Genomic DNA, 19,452 nt, shown 5'->3' with positions numbered 1-19,452 from the left:
GCGGTGGAGAAGCAGCATGGGAAAGCGCAAGAACATCCTGATCCTGATGGTCGACCAGTTGAACGGAACCTTGTTTCCGGACGGCCCGGCGGAGTTTCTGCACGCACCAAACCTGAAGAAACTTGCCGCCCGTTCGATTCGCTACGAGAACACCTACACCGCTTCGCCCCTCTGTGCGCCGGCACGCGCAAGCTTCATGTCCGGCCAGCTGCCACGCCGTACGGGCGTCTACGACAATGCCGCCGAATTCGCCTCCGACATCCCGACCTATGCCCATCATCTGCGCCGCGCCGGTTACACCACCTGCCTGTCCGGCAAGATGCATTTCGTCGGTCCGGATCAGATGCACGGCTTTGAGGAACGATTGACCACCGACATCTACCCTGCCGATTTCGGCTGGACGCCGGACTACCGCAAGCCGGGCGAGCGTATCGACTGGTGGTACCACAACATGGGGTCAGTCACGGGCGCCGGCATTGCCGAGATTTCCAACCAGATGGAATATGACGACGATGTCGCCTTCCAGGCCGTGCGTAAGATCCACGACTACGGCCGCGGCAAATACGACCGCCCGTTCTGCCTGACGGTCAGCTTCACCCACCCGCACGATCCTTATGTCGCCCGCCAGAAGTACTGGGATCTCTACGAGGACTGCGAGCACCTGCTGCCGCAGGTTCCGGCGATGGACTACGACGACCACGACCCGCATGCAAAGCGCATCTTCGATGCCAACGACTGGCGCAACTTCAACATCACCGAAGAAGACATCCGCCGCTCGCGACAGGCCTATTTCGCCAACATCACCTATCTGGACGACAAGATCGGCGAAATCCTGCACGCGCTCGACGCGATGGACCTGACCGAGGACACCACTATCCTCTTCGTTTCAGATCATGGCGACATGCTGGGCGAGCGCGGCCTGTGGTTCAAGATGAACTTCTTCGAAGGCTCGGCCCGCGTGCCCCTGATGGTTGCCGACGCGGATCTCGCGCCGAAGCACATTTCCGATCCGGTCAGCACGCTCGACGTTCTGCCGACCGTCTGCGACCTCGCCGGCATCGACATGAGCGAGATCATGCCCTGGACCGACGGCACCAGCCTGGTTCCGCTGGCAAAAGGTGAAGCCCGTACCGCACCGGTGCTGATGGAATATGCCGCCGAAGCCTCCTACGCCCCGCTGGTCGGCATCCGGGAGGGCGACTGGAAATACATCCACTGCGAACTCGACCCGCCGTTGCTCTTCAACGTGACGGACGACCCGCACGAACTGACCAACCTCGCCGCCGACCCGGCGCATGCCGCAACCGCCGTGCGCTTTGCCGAGATCGCCGGAAAGCAATGGGACATGGCCGCTTTCGACGACGAAGTGCGCCAGTCCCAGGCCCGCCGCTGGATCGTCTACGAAGCCCTGCGCAACGGTGCCTATTTCCCCTGGGACTACCAGCCCCTGCAAAAAGCCTCCGAACGCTACATGCGCAACCACATGGACCTGAACATCGTGGAAGAAAGCCAGAGGTATCCGCGGGGAGAGTGAACCCGCTTTCTTCCTGGACCGGCTCGCTTACCCTTGTCATCCCCGCGCAGGCGGTGAACCGGTAAGCCTCTGATCGCTTGTGTTTCCACTTCCCAGCGACACGGACTACTGGATCCCGGTCTTGGCTGCGCCAAACCGGGATGACAAAGATCAGTGTCGCGGCCACGCCTGCCACTGTTCCCCAGAGCTCACCACACCCTCCTTGTCATCCCCGCGCAGGCGGGGATCCAGTAAGCCCCTGACCTCTTGTGCTCCCACTTACCGGCAACACGGAATACTGGATCCCGGTCCTGGCTGCGCCAAACCGGGATGACAAAGATCAGTGACGCGGCCACGCCTGCCTTTGTTCCCCAGAGTTCACCACACCCTCCTTGTCATCCCCGCGAAGGCGGGGATCCAGTAATCCTCTGACCTCAAAATTTTCCAGATACCCCCCCCACGGGCACCGCGATCTCCGATCCTGGCCCTGCCGAAGCAGGGCCACACCGTGCGAGAAACCAGTTCACACAGAGCTTCCCGGTCGACACACGGCGAGAGGTAATGGAAGCTCTGGTGGATCGATTGTCTACGGAGGTCCCGATGCGATTGCCGACGCTACTCACGGCGCTCTTCTTCCTGCTCATTGCACTTCCCGCCAGCGCACAGACCTACAACGTCGAGGCCGGGCCGATCTGGAACAATGGTGACGCGCAGGCGAAGTGTCCGCGTGTCTGCGGCGGGCTGGGAGCGCGCTGGAATGGGCAGTGGCATACGACGGTACAGGGGCAGATGTCGGTCTGTTCGTGTGAGAAGGCCAGCCCGGGACGTGAAATCCAGGCCGGGCCGATCTGGAACTACGCCGATGCGCAGGGCAAATGCCCCGACATCTGCTTTGGCAACGGCCTTAGCTGGAGCGGCCAGTGGCGTACCACCGTGCAGGGTCGCATGTCCGTTTGCGACTGCCGCTAGCCCGCCCGTGGCCAGGCGGACGCGACCGGGTGTTACTTCGTACAGCCGTTGACATCCGCAGCGCAGTAGAACCCTTCGGAGGAATTGCCGCAGCAATAAAGGAAACCGGGCGAGTCGCAGTAATACTCCGATGAACCGCAACGACCGGCGACCTGCATCAACGGGCCCTTGTCGGTCGATGACCCCGGCAGTTCCACGGCGCCGGACAGGCGCGGCGACATGTTGGGCACCGGCGGCACCTCAAGCCCGCCATCCAGGCTTACAAGAACAACCTTGGCCGCTGTCAGATCCGACTGATGGGTCAGGTCCAGTGGATCGGCCCCTGCCGGGGTTACCGCGTAAAACATGCCGGTCATCAGCGTGATTTCAACAATAGTTCTCAGTCTCATCTTTCGCCTCCTCCGCGCAAGATGCAGCTTGTCTTCCAGTGATCTGATGGAGCCGATTATAGCACGAGACGGAAACCTCGAATATTCAGCAAACTACGCAGCACGCAAAAGATTTACAAAGAGAAACAACAGCCTCACGTGGGCACATCCCCCTTTGAAGCTGTAATTTCCGGCGCGTGTGCCCGGGCCTCCGACGCGCCCAAACGTGGTGAAATTCCCGCCGAAAAGACGCCCAAAGCCCTGCCGCAAACCTGGTCAGACAATATTTTTTGCACCCCTGATTTCGAACAAATTTCCGCCGCAATCCGAGCGTTGAATCCACGACAGCAGGGTCAAGCGCGTCCCGCGTAAGCCACTCACCAGGCAGTGCTTTTGGACTTCCCAAGGCATGAGATGGATAGAGAACCCAAGCCGTCATGACATTGGCAACAAGCCGTCATGGCCGCGAAGCCACTGCACCTTCAAACATCTCTGTCCTTGAAAGGATATCTGCAATGGCCATTCGCGGCTTTGTCCTTGGTGCTGCCTTCCTTGCTGCCGGCCTGGTGCCCGCAGCTGCCGACAGCGTGACCGCTACCGTCGAGACCTGGAACCCGGCAACCCGTACGCTTGTTCTGAGCGACAAGACACAGTTCCAGACAATTTCCAGCTCCGTCGCAGTGCCGGACACCCTGGCTGCGGGAAAGACCGTCACCATTCTCTACAACGGCTCGGAAAACGGCGTCGACTCGATCCTCTCCATAGAGGTTCAACCGTAAGCCAGCGTCATGCCACAGCGACGCGAACTTGCCTCGACCTGACGGCGCCTGGCGGTGTGCCGCCTTCATTTTCCAGGATCCGCGACGCCCCTGAGACCGGATCCTGACGCCCCTTTTGCACAAGGAGACGTGAATGCCAAAATGGCTCATCGCGATTGCGACGGCGCCGTTGTTGCTGACTTTGCCCCCGCACAGCCTTCGGTCCGCGCTCGCAGATGAAATCGCAGGTACGATCCTGTCCATCGATCCCTTCGAAGGCCTGTTTTCCCTAGAAGACGGGTCCAGGTTTATTCTGACCGATACGCTCAGTTCGCAAGATCTGATGATCGGATCGGAAGTCCTGATCACCTTCACGACAACAGTGTCCGGCGACCGCCTGGTGACCGCACTCCAGGTCGTGAACTGAACTGCCCGGCATCTCGCCCTGTCATTCTCACTATCCGGACAGGGCGAACGCCAGCCCGATACTGGCCAGGGCCCCATCAGACGGCCAATGTCCAACTTTTCCATCGGCCCGCACCACCTGCCCTTCGCGGGCCGATTTTTTTCTGATCTTCATCCACCGACCTCCGCCTGTCGGCGGACTTCCTGACAGCCTTATGTCAGGAGACTGACAGGAAGTGGCAAAAAGCGGAACAAACCCGCAACCACCCCCTTTCCTCACGCGTGCAACCGGACCATATTGCGGCCATGAGCAAGCGCCCGACCAAATCCTCCTCCGACGACACGACCTCTGCTGACGGCTTCGGCGAAGCTCCCCAGAAGTCACTTTCGGGAACGCCCCTGTCCGGATCGATCAGTGATTGGGCAGCGGAAATATCGCAGGAAGCAGACAAGCCGGAGCCCAGGAAGGCAGCCCCCCGGAGCGCTGGTGAGGGAAAAGAGGATCGGAACGACGGTGCACCGTCACGGAAGTCAGGCCGCAAGGCCGGGGCCAACGTGAGTGCGAAAAAGGAAAAGCCAACCAAGTCGTCACGCGGCACCTCCATCGGCAAGGCAGACAGCGCCCGCGAACGCGCGGCAGGCGGCCTCAACCCGGTGGCCGGTCTCGACATGTCGCTGGAAGAGGCCGAAAGCCTCGAAAAGCAGCTCAAGCAGCACCAGAAAGACAACAAGAAGAAGAACAAGGAAAGCAAGTACGGTGAGCTGACCGGCAACCAGGGTGCCACGGCGACCGTCGAAGCGCTGTCCGCGTTGATCGAAAGCGGTAACCCCCTGCACAAGAACGGCGAGCTCTGGGTGCCGCATCGGCCGGAGCGTCCGGAAAAGTCCGAAGGCGGTGTGCCGATCGTCCTGAAGTCCGCCTATGAGCCCAAGGGCGACCAGCCGACCGCCATTGCCGACCTGGTGGAAGGCATGGAAAACGGCGACCAAACGCAGGTTCTGCTCGGTGTCACCGGCTCGGGCAAGACCTACACCATGGCGCAGGTGATTTCCCGCACCCAGCGCCCTGCGCTAATCCTGGCGCCCAACAAGACGCTGGCGGCCCAGCTCTACGGCGAATTCAAGTCGTTCTTCCCGGACAACGCGGTCGAGTATTTCGTTTCCTACTACGACTACTACCAGCCGGAAGCCTATGTGCCGCGCACGGACACCTATATCGAGAAGGAAAGCTCGATCAACGAGCAGATCGACCGGATGCGCCACTCCGCCACCCGCTCGCTGCTGGAGCGCGACGACGTCATTATCGTCGCCTCGGTGTCCTGTATCTACGGTATCGGCTCGGTCGAAACCTACACCGCCATGACCTTTGCCATCGAGGTTGGCGAGCGCATGGACCAGCGCCAGCTGATCGCCGATCTTGTGGCCCTTCAATACAAGCGCAACGATGCCGCTTTCCAGCGCGGCACCTTCCGGGTGCGCGGCGACACCATCGAGCTGTTCCCGGCCCACTATGAGGACACGGCGTGGCGCATTTCCATGTTCGGCGACGAGATCGAGTCGATCACCGAGTTCGATCCGCTCACCGGGCAGAAGTCGGGCGAGTTGAAAAGCGTCAAGATCTACGCCAACTCGCACTATGTCACGCCCAAGCCGACGCTCAACCAGGCGATCAAGTCGATCAAGGACGAACTCAAGCACCGGCTTGAGGAGCTGAACCAGCACGGCCGCCTGCTGGAGGCGCAGCGGCTGGAACAGCGCACCATGTTCGATCTGGAAATGCTGGAAGCCACCGGCTCCTGCGCCGGCATCGAGAACTATTCCCGCTATCTCACCGGCCGCAAACCGGGCGAGCCGCCCCCCACCCTGTTCGAATATCTGCCGGACAACGCCATCGTCTTCGCCGACGAGAGCCACGTCACGATCCCGCAGATCGGCGCCATGTACCGGGGCGACTTCCGCCGCAAGGCGACGCTGGCCGAATACGGCTTCCGCCTGCCGTCGTGCATGGACAACCGTCCGCTACGCTTCGAGGAATGGAACGCCATGCGGCCGCAGTCCATCGCGGTGTCGGCAACTCCCGGCTCCTGGGAGATGGACCAGTCCGGCGGTGTCTTTGCCGAGCAGGTCATCCGCCCGACCGGGCTGATCGATCCGCCGGTGGAAATCCGCCCGGCTACCAGCCAGGTCGATGACCTTCTGGGTGAAGTGCGCGAAGTGGCCCAGAAAGGCTACCGCACGCTGGTGACCACGCTCACCAAGCGCATGGCCGAGGATCTGACGGAATATCTGCATGAAAACGGCGTGCGCGTACGCTACATGCACTCCGACATCGACACGCTGGAACGCATCGAGATCCTGCGCGACCTGCGCCTCGGCGCTTTCGACGTGCTGGTCGGCATCAACCTGCTGCGCGAAGGCCTCGACATTCCCGAGTGCGCGCTGGTCGCGATCCTGGATGCGGACAAGGAAGGCTTCCTGCGCTCCGAGACCTCGCTGATCCAGACCATCGGCCGCGCGGCGCGTAACGTCGACGGCAAGGTGATCCTCTACGCCGACAATATGACCGGTTCCATGGAGCGGGCGATCGCCGAAACCAACCGGCGCCGCGAAAAGCAGCTCGCCTACAACGAGGAAAACGGCATCACCCCGGAAAGCGTCCGCCGCTCCATCGGCGACATTCTGGAAAGCGTCTACGAGCAGGACCACGTCACCATCGACGCCGGCTTCGCGGAGGAAGGTAACCTCGTCGGCCACAACCTCAAGGCCCATATCGAGGATCTGGAAAAGCAGATGCGCGATGCTGCGGCCGATCTCGACTTCGAGACCGCCGCCCGCCTGCGCGACGAGATCAAGCGCCTGCAGGCGACCGAACTCGCCGTCGCCGACGACGCCATGGCCCGCCAGTCCGACGTCGACGGCAAGACCGGCGGCTACAAGGGCGACCGCAAGTTCGGCGCCGGCGGCACCAAGGAAGGTGCTTCGGGCAAGAAGAAACAGACCGCCCGCGACAAGGCCCAAGCCGCCAAGGACCGGAACGCGCTGCCCGCCCCCAGCGCCAAGGTGCGCAAGAACACCCTCGACGAAATGACCGTCGGCCGTACGGAAGTCCCCCTCGGCTCGTCAGACCCGGTCAAACCGCTGGTGCGGGCAAAGATCGGCGCGGGGTCCTACGAGGATCCGGCCGAGGAGAAACGCAACCGCGGACGACCGAAGAAAAGCGGGCGTCCGGGGCGGTAAAGAAATCCCCCGGTTGGAGGGTAATCTCGGAGGGTAATCAAAGGCTCGACGGACCGGGATGACGACGCTTGGATTGATCGCATCGCCCTGCTTTGTCGTCATCCCATGGCTTGACGATGGGATCCATGCCCTGACGGAGCCCAACACAGAAGCTTCGTTTGTCGAATAGACACGGCATGGATTGCAGGGTCGAGCCCTGCAATGACGGTGGAAGCCTGAAGCTGTGAGGCGACCGAAGCCTCTCCTCCGCTCCGTCATTCCGAACAAGCGCAGCGGAGCTGCGCGACGATCCGGAACCCAGAGCATCAGCGCGAGCAGAGCTTGCTCCTTAGTCCTCTCTACCTAGAAATTGAGCGCCTCTGGCGCAGATTATGTCTGGATCCCGGATCTGCGTTCGGCGTTGCCTCACTTGTCCGGGATAACGAATGGGTGGGGTTGAGGCTGCGGGTATCCAGGAAAACCGAGCAGTCTGCGTGGCACTTTACAAAAGCGCCGACGACGATAGGTCCAGCCATTCCGGATTGCTGCTTTCAATGAGATCGATCTTCCAGCTGCGCCGCCATTTCTTCAGCTGTTTTTCCCGAAGGATCGCCTCATCCATCCGTTCAAAAAGTTCTGCATGAACAAGCCTGGCAACCGCGTACGTTTTCGAAAAGCCTTCGATCAGGCCGTTCTGGTGCTCGTAGAGGCGGCGCGGCAGGTTGGTGGTCACGCCGATATAGAGCGTGCCGTTGCGGTTCGAGGCGAGAATGTAGACGGCAGCAGGCATGGTGCGACTATTCCGTGCATCGCCAAGCCTTGCAAGAAACAAGGTCATGCCTTTGGCATGAAATATGTCTGGGTTCCGGATCTGCGCGCAGCTGCGCTACGCTTGTCCGGAATGACAGCCGGGTGTGGTCAGGGAGGGGTAACTCTGACGGTAAATCCGTTTTCAAAGCTGCCCCATCGCTCCCTAGGGCTCGGACGCCTGAGAAGTGTGGCGAGCTTTTCCTCCCCACCGTCATTCCGGACAAGTGCAGCAAGGCTGCACGCTGATCCGGAACCCAGCGCATCAGTGCGAGCGCAGCTCGCTCACCTTCCGCCGAAAGACGTCAAGCTCAGATGCCCTTGAACAGCACGCCGGCAGCCAGCACGGCCCAGGAACCGATCAGCAGGTGGACGGTGGAAACGCCGATGCTCGGAACGGCGACGCCCAGCATGGGGAGCACCGCGACAACGAAAAGGGCCAGAGAAATCAGGAAAACGATAATGGAAGGGGGTGTCAGTCGCATGAAGACCTTCGAAAATGGTTCTGTCGTTCGCCCTGCCGGGCCGTTCGCCTATGGAGGGGTGGACAGGCGGATCGTATCAATCCCGGACCACCCGGAGAATTCCGGCGCGGACCGATCTGTGCGGCCACTTGAGCCGGGCCATCAGGAATTGTCAATGTCAGTTATGGCAAGGATGGTGCCTTCCCACATCTGACGAGGCCTTCCTGTCCCGGGCCCGGTTCGTGGCCGGAAACGCGGCGCCAATAAACTGGCGCCGCGCCGCTATCCTGTTACCTGCGCGCGCTTAACAGCGGCGTGATGTTGCGGATCGTCACGCGGCGATTGCGCTCTTCAGCGCCTTGCGTATCGACCTTCAGATAGTCCTCGCCATAGCCCTGAACGACCATGTTCTCCGGCGACACGCCATAAATGTCCGCCAGAATACGGGCGACGGTTTCAGCACGTCGGTCTGAAAGGGCGAGATTGGAAACATCCGAGCCGACAGCATCCGTGTGGCCTTCGATCAACAGCACCGTCGTCGGGTCCTGATCGATCAGGGCCTGGGATGCGCGGGCGATGTCCTCAAGTTGCGGAACCTGGCTCTGGCGCACCACGGCACTGCCGGTGTCGAAGGTGATCGTGTCGAGATCCACCCGGCGCACCTTGTCACGCAGGCGTTCATTTTCACGAATGTCGCGCAGGGAATAGGCCTGCTCCACCTGCTCCACCGGCGGCGCAGTGAAGGTCTGATAGATCTCGTCATAATTCGCCCGGCCCGCCGGAACGATGTAACGATCGCGCGGGATGCCGATTTCCAGCGGCGGCAGCTCGCGGTCGTAGTTACGGCGGCGGTGGTTGTATTCGCGATTGTCGATCAGCACATACTCGCGGCCATCCGGCAGAAGGCGTGAGCGGTAAAGCACATAGCCGCCCTCGTCGCGAATGGTGATGATCTTCACACCGTTGGTGCGGGTGACGGTCTCGCGTGTGCGGCCGCCACGCAGGCGTTCGGCGTGGAACTCGTCATCGCCATAGCGCAGCAGGCTGCTTTCGTCCTTGCGCACGAAATATTCGCCGTCCCGCTCAACGATGATACGGTCACCCTGATCCTCGACCACCTTGCCGCCAAGGGCCGGGATCAGCATGCCGACGCCGACACCAACAGCCGCGGCACCAAGCAGTTCCAGCCTGCGGTCGCGAGCTTCATCACGGCGGCGTTCTTCTTTCGCCTTGATTTCGGCCCGCTGCGCTTCCGTGGCGTCGTCCGAGACGACAGCCGCCGGTTCTTCCGCCGGTGCGGCCGCCTGGGCCGCGATCGGCTCACCCGGCTCTTCGGTTACGGTTTCATCTGCCGCGGTGGCTTCGACCGGGGCGACAGCAGGTGCTACCTGTTCAGAAGCCTGCGGCTGTTCGGCGGTTTTCTGATCGGCGCCAGCCTCATCGGTGGCGGTTTCTTCAGCTGCCGGCTCTGCTGGGGCGGTTTCCTCGGCGCTCTTCTCGGTGCTTTCCTGCTCGACGGGCTCCTCGGACGCGGGAGCTTCAGTCGAAACGGCATCCGCTGGCTGTTCTTCCACCTGCGGTTCCGTGCCCTCCGCGGCATCCGCCTGCCCGGCATCAGCCGGCTGCTCTTCCACCGGTTGTTCGGATGCCGGCTCGGCCGAGGTCTCTTCTGCGGGCGCAGCTTCTTCGACAGGCGCTTCCGGCTTTGCCTCCGGCGCGGTCGTTTCTTCTGCGGTCAGGGGTTTTTCCACCGGTGCGGTTTCTTCAACCGGAGCGGCAGGTTTTTCGGCGGGAGCTGCCTCTTCCACGGGGACTGTCGGTTTCGCCTCAGGCTGCGCATCTTCTGTCGCAACGGGCTCAGTCGCGGCAGGTGCCGGCTCTTCTGTCTGGGTTTCCTGAGCAGCTTCGGGGGCAGCTTCTTCCATCGCACCTTCTTCAGGTGCCGGCTCGGCAGGGGCTTCTTCAGCCGGAGCTTCCGCGGCAGGAGCGTCCGCAGCAGGTGCTTCTGCGGCGGGAGCTTCTTCGGCAGGCACGTCAGTGGCCGGCGCTTCTTCCGCAGGTGCGGCTTCCTGGTTCTTGCAGGCCTCCTGATCCGGATTGGCCGCGCAATCGACAGTCGTCTCCTGTGCACGCGGCAGGCCCGGCTGCAGCGGCAGGCCGATCGCCAGGACAAGCGCCATGGCCGTTGAATTTCGAAGCAATCTCGACGTCATTCTTTTCATCCTCTCGCCCCCCAACGAACTTTCCCGAACCGATCACGGCCTGGAACACTCGATGGAAAACAAGTGACCGGGGCTTTTGTTCCAACGTCATTTTCGCGGATGCGGTTGTGCCCTGGCGGCACCTCGACTTTCCGTACATCCGTCTTACCCCCGATTGACTTGCGGTCGCGCAGCGCCATGCGATCCATGTTTCCTTCGATCCGTCGCTGGACGATCGACGAGATGGGGGATTAGAGATTTCGCGGGAGGGGCTGAAAGGAACCTTTGCCCCGAAACACCACAGTCATTCCGGACAAGCGAAGCGCAAGCCGAGAGCGGGTCTGGAATGGCGGTCTGATTGATACTTTGGGCGGGCCTATTGCTTTTCCGGAAACAGCCCATGAAAGACTGCACACTGGACCATCAGGACGCCGTTCATGGTCTGGGCATTCATGTCGACGACGATTTCCGCATAGGCCGAGTGCGATCCCATGATGGTTTCAAGCTGGAGCTTGCATTCTTCAATGTCGCCGTCTGTCTCGATCGCCAGATCGGTTGTTTCCCCACTGCCGATGTTGAGCTTCAGGGACAGGACAAGCGGGTCTTCATCGGCATGATTGCCTTCAGCAACGGCCAGAATATCGCTGCCCGCAATCCTGTAGGTGTGAAACACCTGATAGGCACTGGCAGGGGGGTACGAAAAGAAAAACAGAGCAAGGCCCAACAGGAATGTCTTCTGGAAAATACGCATATCTGTCTCCGCGGAAACCTTGTGAAATCCCCGGCATTTCGGCGGATACGGCAAGTGACGTCAACTGCAATCAGTGAAGATTGAGACAACCCGGCCCGGATTTAACGGGGGACTGCCGGCAGAACGAAAAACAGGACGATGGCGATCGCGAAAGCTGACAGCGCCAGTAGATAGAGCCGCGCGATGCGGCGGCGTCCGGGCTCAGCCTCGTCACCAAACCCGCCAGGCGTGAACATCCGTTTCCACATGCCAACGCCCTTCAGCGGCGAGAACGCAGCCTCTTCCAGAAGGTTGAGACGCTTGATGAACAGAAGAGCGCTCACATAGCCGGCAATCATCAGGAGAAATGCCAGCGTCATGAAGGTCATGAAGATCAGATACGCAGGTGTCATGCCCTCTCTCCTTCCAACTTCGGAACGGCCCGCAATCAGTCTTTGCGGCATGTGCGGGCCGTTGCAACCCGCCACAATTGTTAACCATAGGTGCAAATCCGTTAAAATGCCGGGGATATCTGTCTTTTGAGGGTAACACTTCACACTGTATTCTGCGGTCAGCTTGCCCTGAGTCGTTGAAACCGCCAGCGCTTATGGGTTAATAAAGAGTTAAAGTTTTGCGTATCTTTCGCCGGGCGGCGCCGGCGGGAAAGTCAGGAGACAGGAATGGGCATTTTCTCGAAATCCTCGCGCCCCGGCGGTGACCAGGAGCAGCGGGTCGAGACCGTGAAAGAGGCAAGCGAAATTCAGGAAACCGCGCAGGCTCCTGAAAAGAGCAATATCGAGCATCTTTCCCCGTTCGCCCTGAAAATGCAGGAAAAGATGAACCATCTGGACGGGCTCAAGTCCCGCATCGGCGGTCTGAACCAGACCTTCGAACAGATGGCTGCGTTCGCTGCGGAAAGCCAGACGTCGATCCGCCTGATGGCCGAATACCTTGAAGGCTCCCGAACGACCGTGGAAACCGAGGTCCGGCTGAAATCCGAAAACGCCAAGATCTCCACCGACCTGCTTGACGCCGAACACAAGGTCCGGACGCTCACCACCCAGCTGGAAGATGCCCAGGCCGAAGTCCATTCCCTGCGCAAGCGTGCAACAGAGACCCGCACGGCGCTGGAAACCGCCCGTAACGACATCGTCTCCATTCGCGACAACAACAAGAAGGTCAACGAGGAATACCGGCTGCAGAGCGCCAAGCTTGTGGAAGCCAATTCCCAGGTGTCTGATCTCTCCGGCAAGCTCAACGACCTCAAGGCCAAGTTCGAGACGCTGGAAAAACATGCCGAGAGCCTCGGTTCGGATCTGGAAGCGGTTCGTCACCGCGAAAAGGAACTGCAGCAGAACCTGTCCGAAAGCGCCAAGCTGCTTGAAGACGAAATCCGCAAGAACAACCAGGTCACCAGCGAGCTGGAAGCGGTAAAGCGCGAAGTCGGCGAATTCCGCAACGACAACATCGACCTCAAGTCTCATCTGGATGTTGCCAATCAGGAACTGGCCTACGCCAAGAGCCGGCTTGAGGAAGAACAGCGCAAGCACGACAACGAGGTCTATGCGCTGAACGCTGAAATCGAAAACCTCTCGTCCCAGCGCCGCATCGGCGCCCAGTCTCTGCAGGAGATGGCGCGCGAGAACTCCACGCTGAAGGAACGCAGCCGCGATCTTCTCAAGCGCATGCAGGAAATCGAACATCTGCTCGACAGTGCACAGAAGAACCACGAAAAAGACCGCAACGAGCTGATGGCGACCACCGCCAAGCTGCGTGAACTGAACCTGCGCTACAACTCGGCTCTGACGGACCTGAACCACCAGCGCAACCAGAACCAGAAATACGCCGACAATCTGGAAGACCTGATCGAAGAGAACAAGCGTCTGCAGCGTTACAAGATCCAGGTCGACACTGCCAACGAGCAGATCGTCCAGCTGAAGTCGGTCATCGTGAACTATCAGATGGCAATGGAAGGCCGCGGTCCGGCCGAAGAACTCGGACTGACCGAAGGCTACGATCCGGCTGCCGAGCTTGGCATTACCGAGCCGCTTTCGAACGAGTTCGAACCGATCGACATTGACGGCGACGGATCCGACGACGACGGTCCGGACGACAACACCCCGAACGGCGGCGACGACAAGATCGTCAAGCTGCGCGACTGACGCAGCCCTCTGTCCGGCATTCGTCATCCGGCCGCAGATAACACGAGCAGATCAGGCCCCGGCTATCCAAGTCCGGGGCCTCGTTTTTCAAAGACCGTTTTCCTGACGCGTTTCCGGCAGAATGTCCGGGCACACCGGGCGTATTTCAGCGACATCCCCGTACAATGACGAATTGATGAGCAAGGTATTCGCCGCCGTTTTGTTGATCCTGCTGTCGCCGCTTCTGGCCGGCATCGCCGTTCTCGTCTGGCTTGGTGACCGGAAGGCGCCGTTTTTCATCGCCAGAAGAACCGGCCTGGGCGGTGGTACCTTTGCCATGGTGAAATTCCGGACCATGCGCCCCGGCACGAGCGACGCAAGCGCGATCACCGAGGTGCGGGACAACCGTATCACCCCCATCGGCAGTTTCCTGCGGAACACCAAGCTCGACGAACTGCCGCAGCTGTTCAACATCCTATCGGGGGAGATGGCCTTCTTCGGGCCGAGACCGGAAGACCCTGGCATTGTCGCCCGTTACTATGACGATGAGATGCGAAGATCGCTGTTGTTCCTGCCCGGCCTGATCAGCCCGGGCACCCTGTGGGCCCTGACCAATTTGAACCGGATCGAAGGCGCGAACGACGCCGAAGATGTCTATGCACGCGAAATCCTGCCCGAACGGCTCGCGCGCGATACCGCCTATTTCGAACAGGCCGGTTTCATGTCCCATCTGCAGCTTGCAATGAAAACCCTGGCCACTCTGCTGCACCGGGCGGTTTCGGCTGAAAATCGGGAGTAACTGATCGCTTCAGCCAAGTTCGGCTTTCAGGAACTCGCAGATCCGGGCTGCATCACCCGTGCTCAAGTCCATGTGCACCGGCAAACGCACCAGCCGGCCCCACGTGTTTTCCGCACCAAGGCAGCTGCCCGCCAGAATCCGCCCGGCAAAGCTGGAAAGATGCAACGGCTTGTAGTGTGACTGCAAACCAAGCCCCATTCGGGCAGCCCCCTGCAATATCCGGTATGTCGTTTCCCGGTCGCTTGCGAGGAAGGCAAAGGAATAGCCATTCGCCTTTGTCCCCTTGCCTGGCCGCAGGATCTCGATCGGCAGATCCCGCAGAGACTTTTCGTAGTACGCCCAGATCGCGCGGCTTTTCAGGAGGATCTCTCTTGAATGCACCAGCTGACTGTAAAGCAAGGCAGCATTCAGGTCCGGCATTTCGAAGCTCGACGAAACCGAGGTCCATTCATAGTGGTTGACTTCGCCCCTTGCGAAGGCGGGAAAGTTCGTACCCCGCGCCAACAGCTCTTCAACACGCTCGCGCAGGTGGGAATTATCGCTGTTCAACACCAGCGCGCCGCCGTGCCCGGCACTGATTATCTTGGTTTCATGGAAGGAATAGGCAGCAAACAGACCGCACGTGCCAACGGCCCGGCCATCCTGCTTCGCGCCGAATGCCTGGGCAGCATCTTCCAGAATGACGATCCCGTGCCGATCGCACAGATCCTTGATTGCCGCCATTGGAGCTGCCGCGCCGCCATAATGCACAACGACGACAGCCCTTGTCCGGCTTGTCAGCCGTGCCTCCAGTGTTTCCGGCGTTACCATCATCGTTGCAGGATCAATGTCGGCCAGCACGATCCGCGCTCCCTTGCGGGCAAAGGCCGTCGCTGTTGCGCAGAAGGTGAACGAAGGAACGATGACCTCGTCTTCCGGCCCCAGATCCAGCGCAAGGGCCGAGATTTCAAGTGCGGACGTGCAGGAATTGGTCAGGAACACACGGTCATGGCCAACATGCTGGCTCACCAGCGCCTTCGCCTTCCGGCTATAGCTCCCGCCGGAGCGCAGATGTTTGCTGCTCAGCGCCGATGCCACCGCATCGTAAGTTGCGGGTGGAATATGCGGCGCATGAAAGCGGATCGGCGGAAGCGCAGCTTCTGTCGGCAGGTTCAGCATCAGAACCTTTCTTCGTCGGCAAGGCGACGGACACGGGCCCGCATTTCGCGGTAGATCGCCCGCAGCTCCTGATCGACTGAGCTCTTCTGTCTGTACCCGAGAGACCGCAGGCGGCTGTCGTCGATCCGGTAGGCCGCATCGTTGGTTACACGATCCCGAATGAAATGGAGACCGGTGGAAACGCCGGTTATTTCGCAAACCCGCCGCGCCACCTCAAGCACAGACAAGTCCTCTTCCCCGGAAACGTTGAAGATCTCGAGCACCTGTTCGTCCTGTGTGTTGAGCACCAGACCGATGGCGGCGGCAAGATCGCTGACGGGCAGAAAACTGCGTTCCTGGGCCCCCGTGCCTTCAATCGTCAGCTTCTGGCCCTTCAGGGCCTGCATGACGAAACGCGGAAACAGCTTTTCCGGGTTCTGTCCGGTGCCAACGGCATTGGTCGGCCGCAGGATCGTTGACCTGAGGCCATTTTGCGCAGCCATCATGACGGCTTCCTCTGCCATGGCCTTGGATGTCGCATAGGGTGTCGTCGGCCGCATCGGAGCCGTTTCGCGAACCTCCTCCATCGCAGGACCGTAGACTTCGTCCGTGCTGACATGAATGAAATGCTTCACACCGGCGTCCTGTGCCCCTTTCAGAAGGGTTTCAGTGCCGGTCACATTGACGTCGAAGAAGAGTTCCGGGTCGGCGAACGAGCGCGGCACATGGGTTTCGGCCGCCAGATGGATCACTGCGTCGCATTCATGCAGCGCAGCCGCCACGTCGATCGGCGAGCGGATGTCTCCGCGAATGACGGGAAGATCTCCCGCTTCACCGATAAGTGCCAGACGGCGAAAATCAGCCGCGTAGGAGACCCGGTCCAGAATCACCGTCTCGGCGACATTCGCCATCCTTGCAACACGCTTGAAAACCTTGGACCCGATAAAACCCAGGCCACCGGTTACAACGATCTTGCGAAAGGAAATGTTCTGTTTCGGAGCAACTGTCTTTGCACAATGTTCCATATTGGCACAAATCCTGATATATGCAGCGTTTGATTGCATATTCAGCAGATTTCGTGCCAGTCACCTCCGGCATGACGGTGTGCAAGGGTGAGACACAGTCTGAGCAGCACAGCGTCCCGGACCGGTATTTGGCGAGAACAAGTTGCGCCCCGGCAGTCTCCCCAAAAAAAATAGTTCTTTTTTGTCAGTTACCTGACACAAGAAGATCGTCTCTGCCGGCAGAGCGCGCACAGCTAAGCCTGCAAGGTCAATGACGATTGGCGAAGGAATTTAGCCGGCCGCAGCTTCACTCGGGCTCAACGGTGAACTGCAGCGGGTAGCCAAGCTGAACCGCAGCATCGATAGCGCGTGTAGCCTTGGTTTCGGCGACGTCTCGCGGATAGACGGAGACGACACAGATCCCCTTCTGGTGCGCTGTCATCATCACGACCTCAGCCTGGGACTCATCCAGACGGAACTCCGCCTTCAGGATCAGGACGACAAATTCCCGCGGCGTATAGTCGTCGTTCAGCAGCATCACCTTGTAGAGCTTCGGCCGCTGCACTTTCGTCTTTTGCTTCAGTTTCGGTTTGAAATCGATCTCACTCATGACAATCGTCCAAGCTGACGCCTAAGGTTCCGCACGATGCGGTCTCACCTGAGAAATGGAAATTGTGCCGGAGAATTTCGCCGGCTGCATGCTGCTAGACCCGATCCGCTCCCGATGCCGTCATCTTGAGTGACGCAGCGTCCGCAGCAGGCCCATGCTTTCCATCACTATACTGCATCGCGAAATCGAAGAAAACATGACAGCTGGAAATCTTGCCACCGTTTCGAGAAAAAACAGCGGGCGAGACATGATCAGACCGTATCGCACATAGAGCCGTCGTTTTGGCCCAAACAGCGGCGAGATGAAAACCAGGCCGTCTCCTTTGTGGCGGTTTTCCGAAAGAAGGTTGCTTTCACTAATCCGGCAACTCGGTTCCCCCGTAGATCCTTTCAGGCTGGGTACACGACAGGATCTGCGGAGGGTTGTTCGATGTTTCCTCATTTGAAGACACAAGGGTTCCGGTGGCGCAGGTTCGCCTTCGCGCTCACCCTGGCATTCGCTGTTGCAGCACCCGCCGGCGCGGCCTTCGCCGACCTGGGTTCAGCGGCCAGGCTGCTTCCGTCTGCCGAGCTGGTTGGCAAGGGCCGGATGACCTTCCTCGGCTTCAAGGTGTTTGACGCGGAACTCTATGCCCCACAGGGCACCTATAGCCCGTCTGCCCCTTTTGCCTTGAAGCTCACCTATCTGCGCACCTTCAAGGGCAAGCAGATCGCTGAAAGCTCGGTCAAGGAAATCCGCCGGCAGGGCGGCGTCTCGGATGCTCAGCTTGCCAAGTGGCAAACCCAGATGGAGGCCCTGTTTCCGAATGTGTCCCCCGGACAATCGATAACAGGCGTGCGCACCAGCAGCGGCAAGGCCGAGTTCTATCTCGGCAACCAGAAGCTCGGCACGATCTCCGATCCGGCATTCACGAAGAAGTTCTTCGCTATCTGGCTGGGCAACAACACGCGTGATCCTCAGTTGCGCGCGCAACTGGTCGGGTCCGGTTCGTGACGGCACGACTGTCGGACGACGCTGCGGCTCTGCCAAAAAAGTCAGGTAATACAGGAAACGTGACGCTTTCCGGTCTTGCGACCTATGGGGTCATGGCGTTTCCCCTGGCATTTGCCGGTTTGCCGATCTATCTGCACGCACCGGATTTTTATGCCGTTACATTGCAGCAACCCGTCGCGACACTTGGTGCCATTCTTCTTGCCCTGCGCCTGTTCGACGCCATCCAGGATCCTTTCATTGGCAGTCTCAGCGACCGGTTTCACCGGTGGCGCGGGACTGTTCTGGCACTTGGCGCAATCCTGCTTGGCGCAGGCTTCTGGATGCTGTTTCATCCCTGGAAGGAGGCACCGCTTGTCTGGTTTGCCGCCTCCGTGCTCATCTGCACCACGGGATATTCGGTCGTCACCATCAACTACCAGACACTGGGCGGTCTCTGGAAAACCAGCGCCTCCGACAGGACCCCCGTAACGGCAGCGCGGGAAGGGTTCGGGCTTGCCGGCCTCCTCATTGCATCGGTCCTGCCCGCCGCACTGGCAACACGGACCGGCATCGAAACGGCATTTCTCTATGTCACCCTTGGCTATCTGCCACTTTTGGCGGTCTCCTTGTGGCTCCTGTTACGATGGATGCGGTCGGCACCCCTTGAAAACCCGCAAACAGTTGGTCCGGTAATGGGCTGGTGGTCCCTGTTGCGGAGCCGCTGGAGACGTCTGTTTTTCGGGCTGCTGTTTCTCAATATTTTCGCAAGCGCGATCCCCGCCGTCCTGGTGCTGTTCTTCATCCGCGACAGGCTGGGAGCCGAGAGCTACACAGGGCTGTTTCTACTGGTCTATTTCCTGTCAGGCGTCATCTCGATGCCGCTCTGGACCCGGCTTGCCCGACATTTCGGCAAGGTGCGGGCGTGGCAAATGTCACTGGCCGGCGCCATCTTCACGTTCTGCTGGGCCGCTCTTCTGGGAGAGGGAGATCTGACAGCCTATGCGTTTGTCTGTGCCCTGTCCGGCCTTGCGCTAGGCGCTGACCTTGCCTTGCCACCCGCCATATTGGCCGACCATATCGACACGGACCGGCGACAGGGGGAGGCTTCGCGCCTTTTTGCGATTATGGCGTTCTTGTCCAAGTCCGGTCTCGCCCTTGCCACCGGCCTCACGCTGCCTTTGTTGGGCCTGTTCGGTTATCAGCCGGGAACTGCCCTCACCGCACAACTCGGCTTTCTGCTCAGCCTCACTTATGCGGGCGTGCCCTGCCTCATCAAACTGTGTGCACTCTTGTGCCTGATTGCGTTTGAAAAGGACCTGACACAGGAAAAAACCGCCGGGTAACACGTCCCGGCATCT

Annotated in this window: 18 protein-coding genes; 9 read left to right on the top strand and 9 right to left on the bottom strand. The window is 60.1% G+C overall.

Features of this window, described 5'->3' with window-relative positions; translation table 11 throughout:
* Window positions 1-16: 16 nt before the first annotated feature.
* Window positions 17-1,534, top strand: coding sequence for a choline-sulfatase (gene betC / locus FIV03_RS13780; RefSeq protein ID WP_152509945.1), 1,518 nt, complete (start codon window positions 17-19; stop codon window positions 1,532-1,534).
* A 579-nt stretch (window positions 1,535-2,113) separates the two neighbouring features.
* Complete coding sequence (locus FIV03_RS13775) at window positions 2,114-2,482, top strand: mannan-binding lectin (RefSeq protein WP_209009975.1); 369 nt, start codon at window positions 2,114-2,116, stop codon at window positions 2,480-2,482.
* A gap of 32 nt (window positions 2,483-2,514) precedes the next feature.
* On the opposite strand, the gene FIV03_RS13770 is transcribed toward FIV03_RS13775, so the two are convergent.
* The gene (locus FIV03_RS13770; RefSeq protein WP_152509943.1) at window positions 2,515-2,871 is read right to left on the bottom strand and encodes a hypothetical protein; all 357 of its coding nucleotides are present in this window, start codon (window positions 2,869-2,871) and stop codon (window positions 2,515-2,517) included.
* Window positions 2,872-3,365: 494 nt separating this feature from the next.
* Here FIV03_RS13770 and FIV03_RS13765 point away from each other — a divergent pair, with 494 nt between their 5' ends.
* The 3 genes from FIV03_RS13765 (at window position 3,366) to uvrB (ending at window position 7,250) form a co-directional block, all read left to right on the top strand.
* The gene (locus tag FIV03_RS13765; RefSeq protein ID WP_152509942.1) at window positions 3,366-3,629 is read left to right on the top strand and encodes a hypothetical protein; all 264 of its coding nucleotides are present in this window, start codon (window positions 3,366-3,368) and stop codon (window positions 3,627-3,629) included.
* Window positions 3,630-3,762: 133 nt separating this feature from the next.
* Window positions 3,763-4,035 carry a DUF1344 domain-containing protein gene (locus FIV03_RS13760; protein WP_152509941.1) on the top strand — a complete coding sequence of 91 codons (273 nt, stop codon included), beginning with the start codon at window positions 3,763-3,765 and terminating at the stop codon, window positions 4,033-4,035.
* A 284-nt stretch (window positions 4,036-4,319) separates the two neighbouring features.
* Complete coding sequence (uvrB, locus tag FIV03_RS13755; protein ID WP_152509940.1) at window positions 4,320-7,250, top strand: excinuclease ABC subunit UvrB; 2,931 nt, start codon at window positions 4,320-4,322, stop codon at window positions 7,248-7,250.
* A 481-nt stretch (window positions 7,251-7,731) separates the two neighbouring features.
* Here the strand turns inward: uvrB and FIV03_RS13750 are convergent, their stop codons facing one another.
* The 5 genes from FIV03_RS13750 to FIV03_RS13735 form a co-directional block, all read right to left on the bottom strand.
* Window positions 7,732-8,019, bottom strand: coding sequence for a GIY-YIG nuclease family protein (locus tag FIV03_RS13750; protein ID WP_152511931.1), 288 nt, complete (start codon window positions 8,017-8,019; stop codon window positions 7,732-7,734).
* Between the two features lie 328 nt (window positions 8,020-8,347).
* A complete protein-coding gene (locus tag FIV03_RS31585; RefSeq protein ID WP_022997999.1) occupies window positions 8,348-8,521 on the bottom strand; it encodes a hypothetical protein in 174 nt (57 codons plus the stop codon).
* A gap of 269 nt (window positions 8,522-8,790) precedes the next feature.
* Window positions 8,791-10,713: an OmpA family protein gene (locus FIV03_RS13745; RefSeq protein WP_152509939.1), complete on the bottom strand. Its 1,923-nt coding sequence runs from the start codon at window positions 10,711-10,713 to the stop codon at window positions 8,791-8,793.
* Window positions 10,714-11,077: 364 nt separating this feature from the next.
* Window positions 11,078-11,452 carry a hypothetical protein gene (locus tag FIV03_RS13740; RefSeq protein WP_152509938.1) on the bottom strand — a complete coding sequence of 125 codons (375 nt, stop codon included), beginning with the start codon at window positions 11,450-11,452 and terminating at the stop codon, window positions 11,078-11,080.
* A 101-nt stretch (window positions 11,453-11,553) separates the two neighbouring features.
* A complete protein-coding gene (locus tag FIV03_RS13735) occupies window positions 11,554-11,844 on the bottom strand; it encodes a hypothetical protein (protein ID WP_152509937.1) in 291 nt (96 codons plus the stop codon).
* 267 nt (window positions 11,845-12,111) lie between these two features.
* On the opposite strand from FIV03_RS13735, the gene FIV03_RS13730 reads away from it, so the two are divergent.
* A complete protein-coding gene (locus FIV03_RS13730; protein WP_022998005.1) occupies window positions 12,112-13,593 on the top strand; it encodes a hypothetical protein in 1,482 nt (493 codons plus the stop codon).
* A 175-nt stretch (window positions 13,594-13,768) separates the two neighbouring features.
* Window positions 13,769-14,371, top strand: coding sequence for a sugar transferase (locus tag FIV03_RS13725; RefSeq protein ID WP_173013839.1), 603 nt, complete (start codon window positions 13,769-13,771; stop codon window positions 14,369-14,371).
* 9 nt (window positions 14,372-14,380) lie between these two features.
* Here FIV03_RS13725 and FIV03_RS13720 read toward each other — a convergent pair whose 3' ends face one another.
* The 3 genes from FIV03_RS13720 to clpS form a co-directional block, all read right to left on the bottom strand.
* Window positions 14,381-15,529: an aminotransferase class V-fold PLP-dependent enzyme gene (locus FIV03_RS13720; RefSeq protein WP_152509935.1), complete on the bottom strand. Its 1,149-nt coding sequence runs from the start codon at window positions 15,527-15,529 to the stop codon at window positions 14,381-14,383.
* Entirely contained in the window at window positions 15,529-16,533 is a 1,005-nt protein-coding gene (locus FIV03_RS13715; RefSeq protein WP_173013838.1) for an NAD-dependent epimerase/dehydratase family protein, read from the bottom strand. Before FIV03_RS13715 ends, FIV03_RS13720 begins: the two co-directional genes overlap by 1 nt.
* 286 nt (window positions 16,534-16,819) lie before the next feature.
* Window positions 16,820-17,122 (bottom strand): ATP-dependent Clp protease adapter ClpS, encoded by a 303-nt coding sequence (clpS, locus tag FIV03_RS13710; protein ID WP_022998009.1) that lies wholly within the window; start codon window positions 17,120-17,122, stop codon window positions 16,820-16,822.
* Window positions 17,123-17,551: 429 nt separating this feature from the next.
* Between clpS and FIV03_RS13705 the strand changes: the two genes are divergently transcribed.
* Window positions 17,552-18,115 carry a chalcone isomerase family protein gene (locus FIV03_RS13705; protein ID WP_152505820.1) on the top strand — a complete coding sequence of 188 codons (564 nt, stop codon included), beginning with the start codon at window positions 17,552-17,554 and terminating at the stop codon, window positions 18,113-18,115.
* A gap of 59 nt (window positions 18,116-18,174) precedes the next feature.
* Window positions 18,175-19,437: an MFS transporter gene (locus FIV03_RS13700; RefSeq protein ID WP_209009974.1), complete on the top strand. Its 1,263-nt coding sequence runs from the start codon at window positions 18,175-18,177 to the stop codon at window positions 19,435-19,437.
* Window positions 19,438-19,452 lie beyond the last annotated feature (15 nt).

Source organism: Labrenzia sp. THAF187b, assembly GCF_009363375.1.
Taxonomy (GTDB): Bacteria; Pseudomonadota; Alphaproteobacteria; order Rhizobiales; family Stappiaceae; genus Roseibium; species Roseibium algicola.
Note: the sequence above shows the minus strand (reverse complement) of the source record. Positions and strands in the feature narration are given on the sequence as shown.

Bases quoted from the DNA above. Each gene is read 5' to 3' on its own strand.
- FIV03_RS13760 (WP_152509941.1), top strand. From the start codon at position 3,763: ATGCCAAAATGGCTCATCGCGATTGCGACGGCGCCGTTGTTGCTGACT.
- FIV03_RS31585 (WP_022997999.1), bottom strand. From the start codon at position 8,521: ATGCGACTGACACCCCCTTCCATTATCGTTTTCCTGATTTCTCTGGCC.
- FIV03_RS13745 (WP_152509939.1), bottom strand. From the start codon at position 10,713: ATGACGTCGAGATTGCTTCGAAATTCAACGGCCATGGCGCTTGTCCTG.
- FIV03_RS13735 (WP_152509937.1), bottom strand. From the start codon at position 11,844: ATGACACCTGCGTATCTGATCTTCATGACCTTCATGACGCTGGCATTT.
- FIV03_RS13750 (WP_152511931.1), bottom strand. From the start codon at position 8,019: ATGCCTGCTGCCGTCTACATTCTCGCCTCGAACCGCAACGGCACGCTC.
- uvrB (WP_152509940.1), top strand. From the start codon at position 4,320: ATGAGCAAGCGCCCGACCAAATCCTCCTCCGACGACACGACCTCTGCT.
- FIV03_RS13770 (WP_152509943.1), bottom strand. From the start codon at position 2,871: ATGAGACTGAGAACTATTGTTGAAATCACGCTGATGACCGGCATGTTT.
- FIV03_RS13775 (WP_209009975.1), top strand. From the start codon at position 2,114: ATGCGATTGCCGACGCTACTCACGGCGCTCTTCTTCCTGCTCATTGCA.
- FIV03_RS13715 (WP_173013838.1), bottom strand. From the start codon at position 16,533: ATGGAACATTGTGCAAAGACAGTTGCTCCGAAACAGAACATTTCCTTT.
- FIV03_RS13705 (WP_152505820.1), top strand. From the start codon at position 17,552: ATGTTTCCTCATTTGAAGACACAAGGGTTCCGGTGGCGCAGGTTCGCC.
- FIV03_RS13765 (WP_152509942.1), top strand. From the start codon at position 3,366: ATGGCCATTCGCGGCTTTGTCCTTGGTGCTGCCTTCCTTGCTGCCGGC.
- clpS (WP_022998009.1), bottom strand. From the start codon at position 17,122: ATGAGTGAGATCGATTTCAAACCGAAACTGAAGCAAAAGACGAAAGTG.
- FIV03_RS13730 (WP_022998005.1), top strand. From the start codon at position 12,112: ATGGGCATTTTCTCGAAATCCTCGCGCCCCGGCGGTGACCAGGAGCAG.
- betC (WP_152509945.1), top strand. From the start codon at position 17: ATGGGAAAGCGCAAGAACATCCTGATCCTGATGGTCGACCAGTTGAAC.
- FIV03_RS13740 (WP_152509938.1), bottom strand. From the start codon at position 11,452: ATGCGTATTTTCCAGAAGACATTCCTGTTGGGCCTTGCTCTGTTTTTC.
- FIV03_RS13720 (WP_152509935.1), bottom strand. From the start codon at position 15,529: ATGCTGAACCTGCCGACAGAAGCTGCGCTTCCGCCGATCCGCTTTCAT.
- FIV03_RS13725 (WP_173013839.1), top strand. From the start codon at position 13,769: ATGAGCAAGGTATTCGCCGCCGTTTTGTTGATCCTGCTGTCGCCGCTT.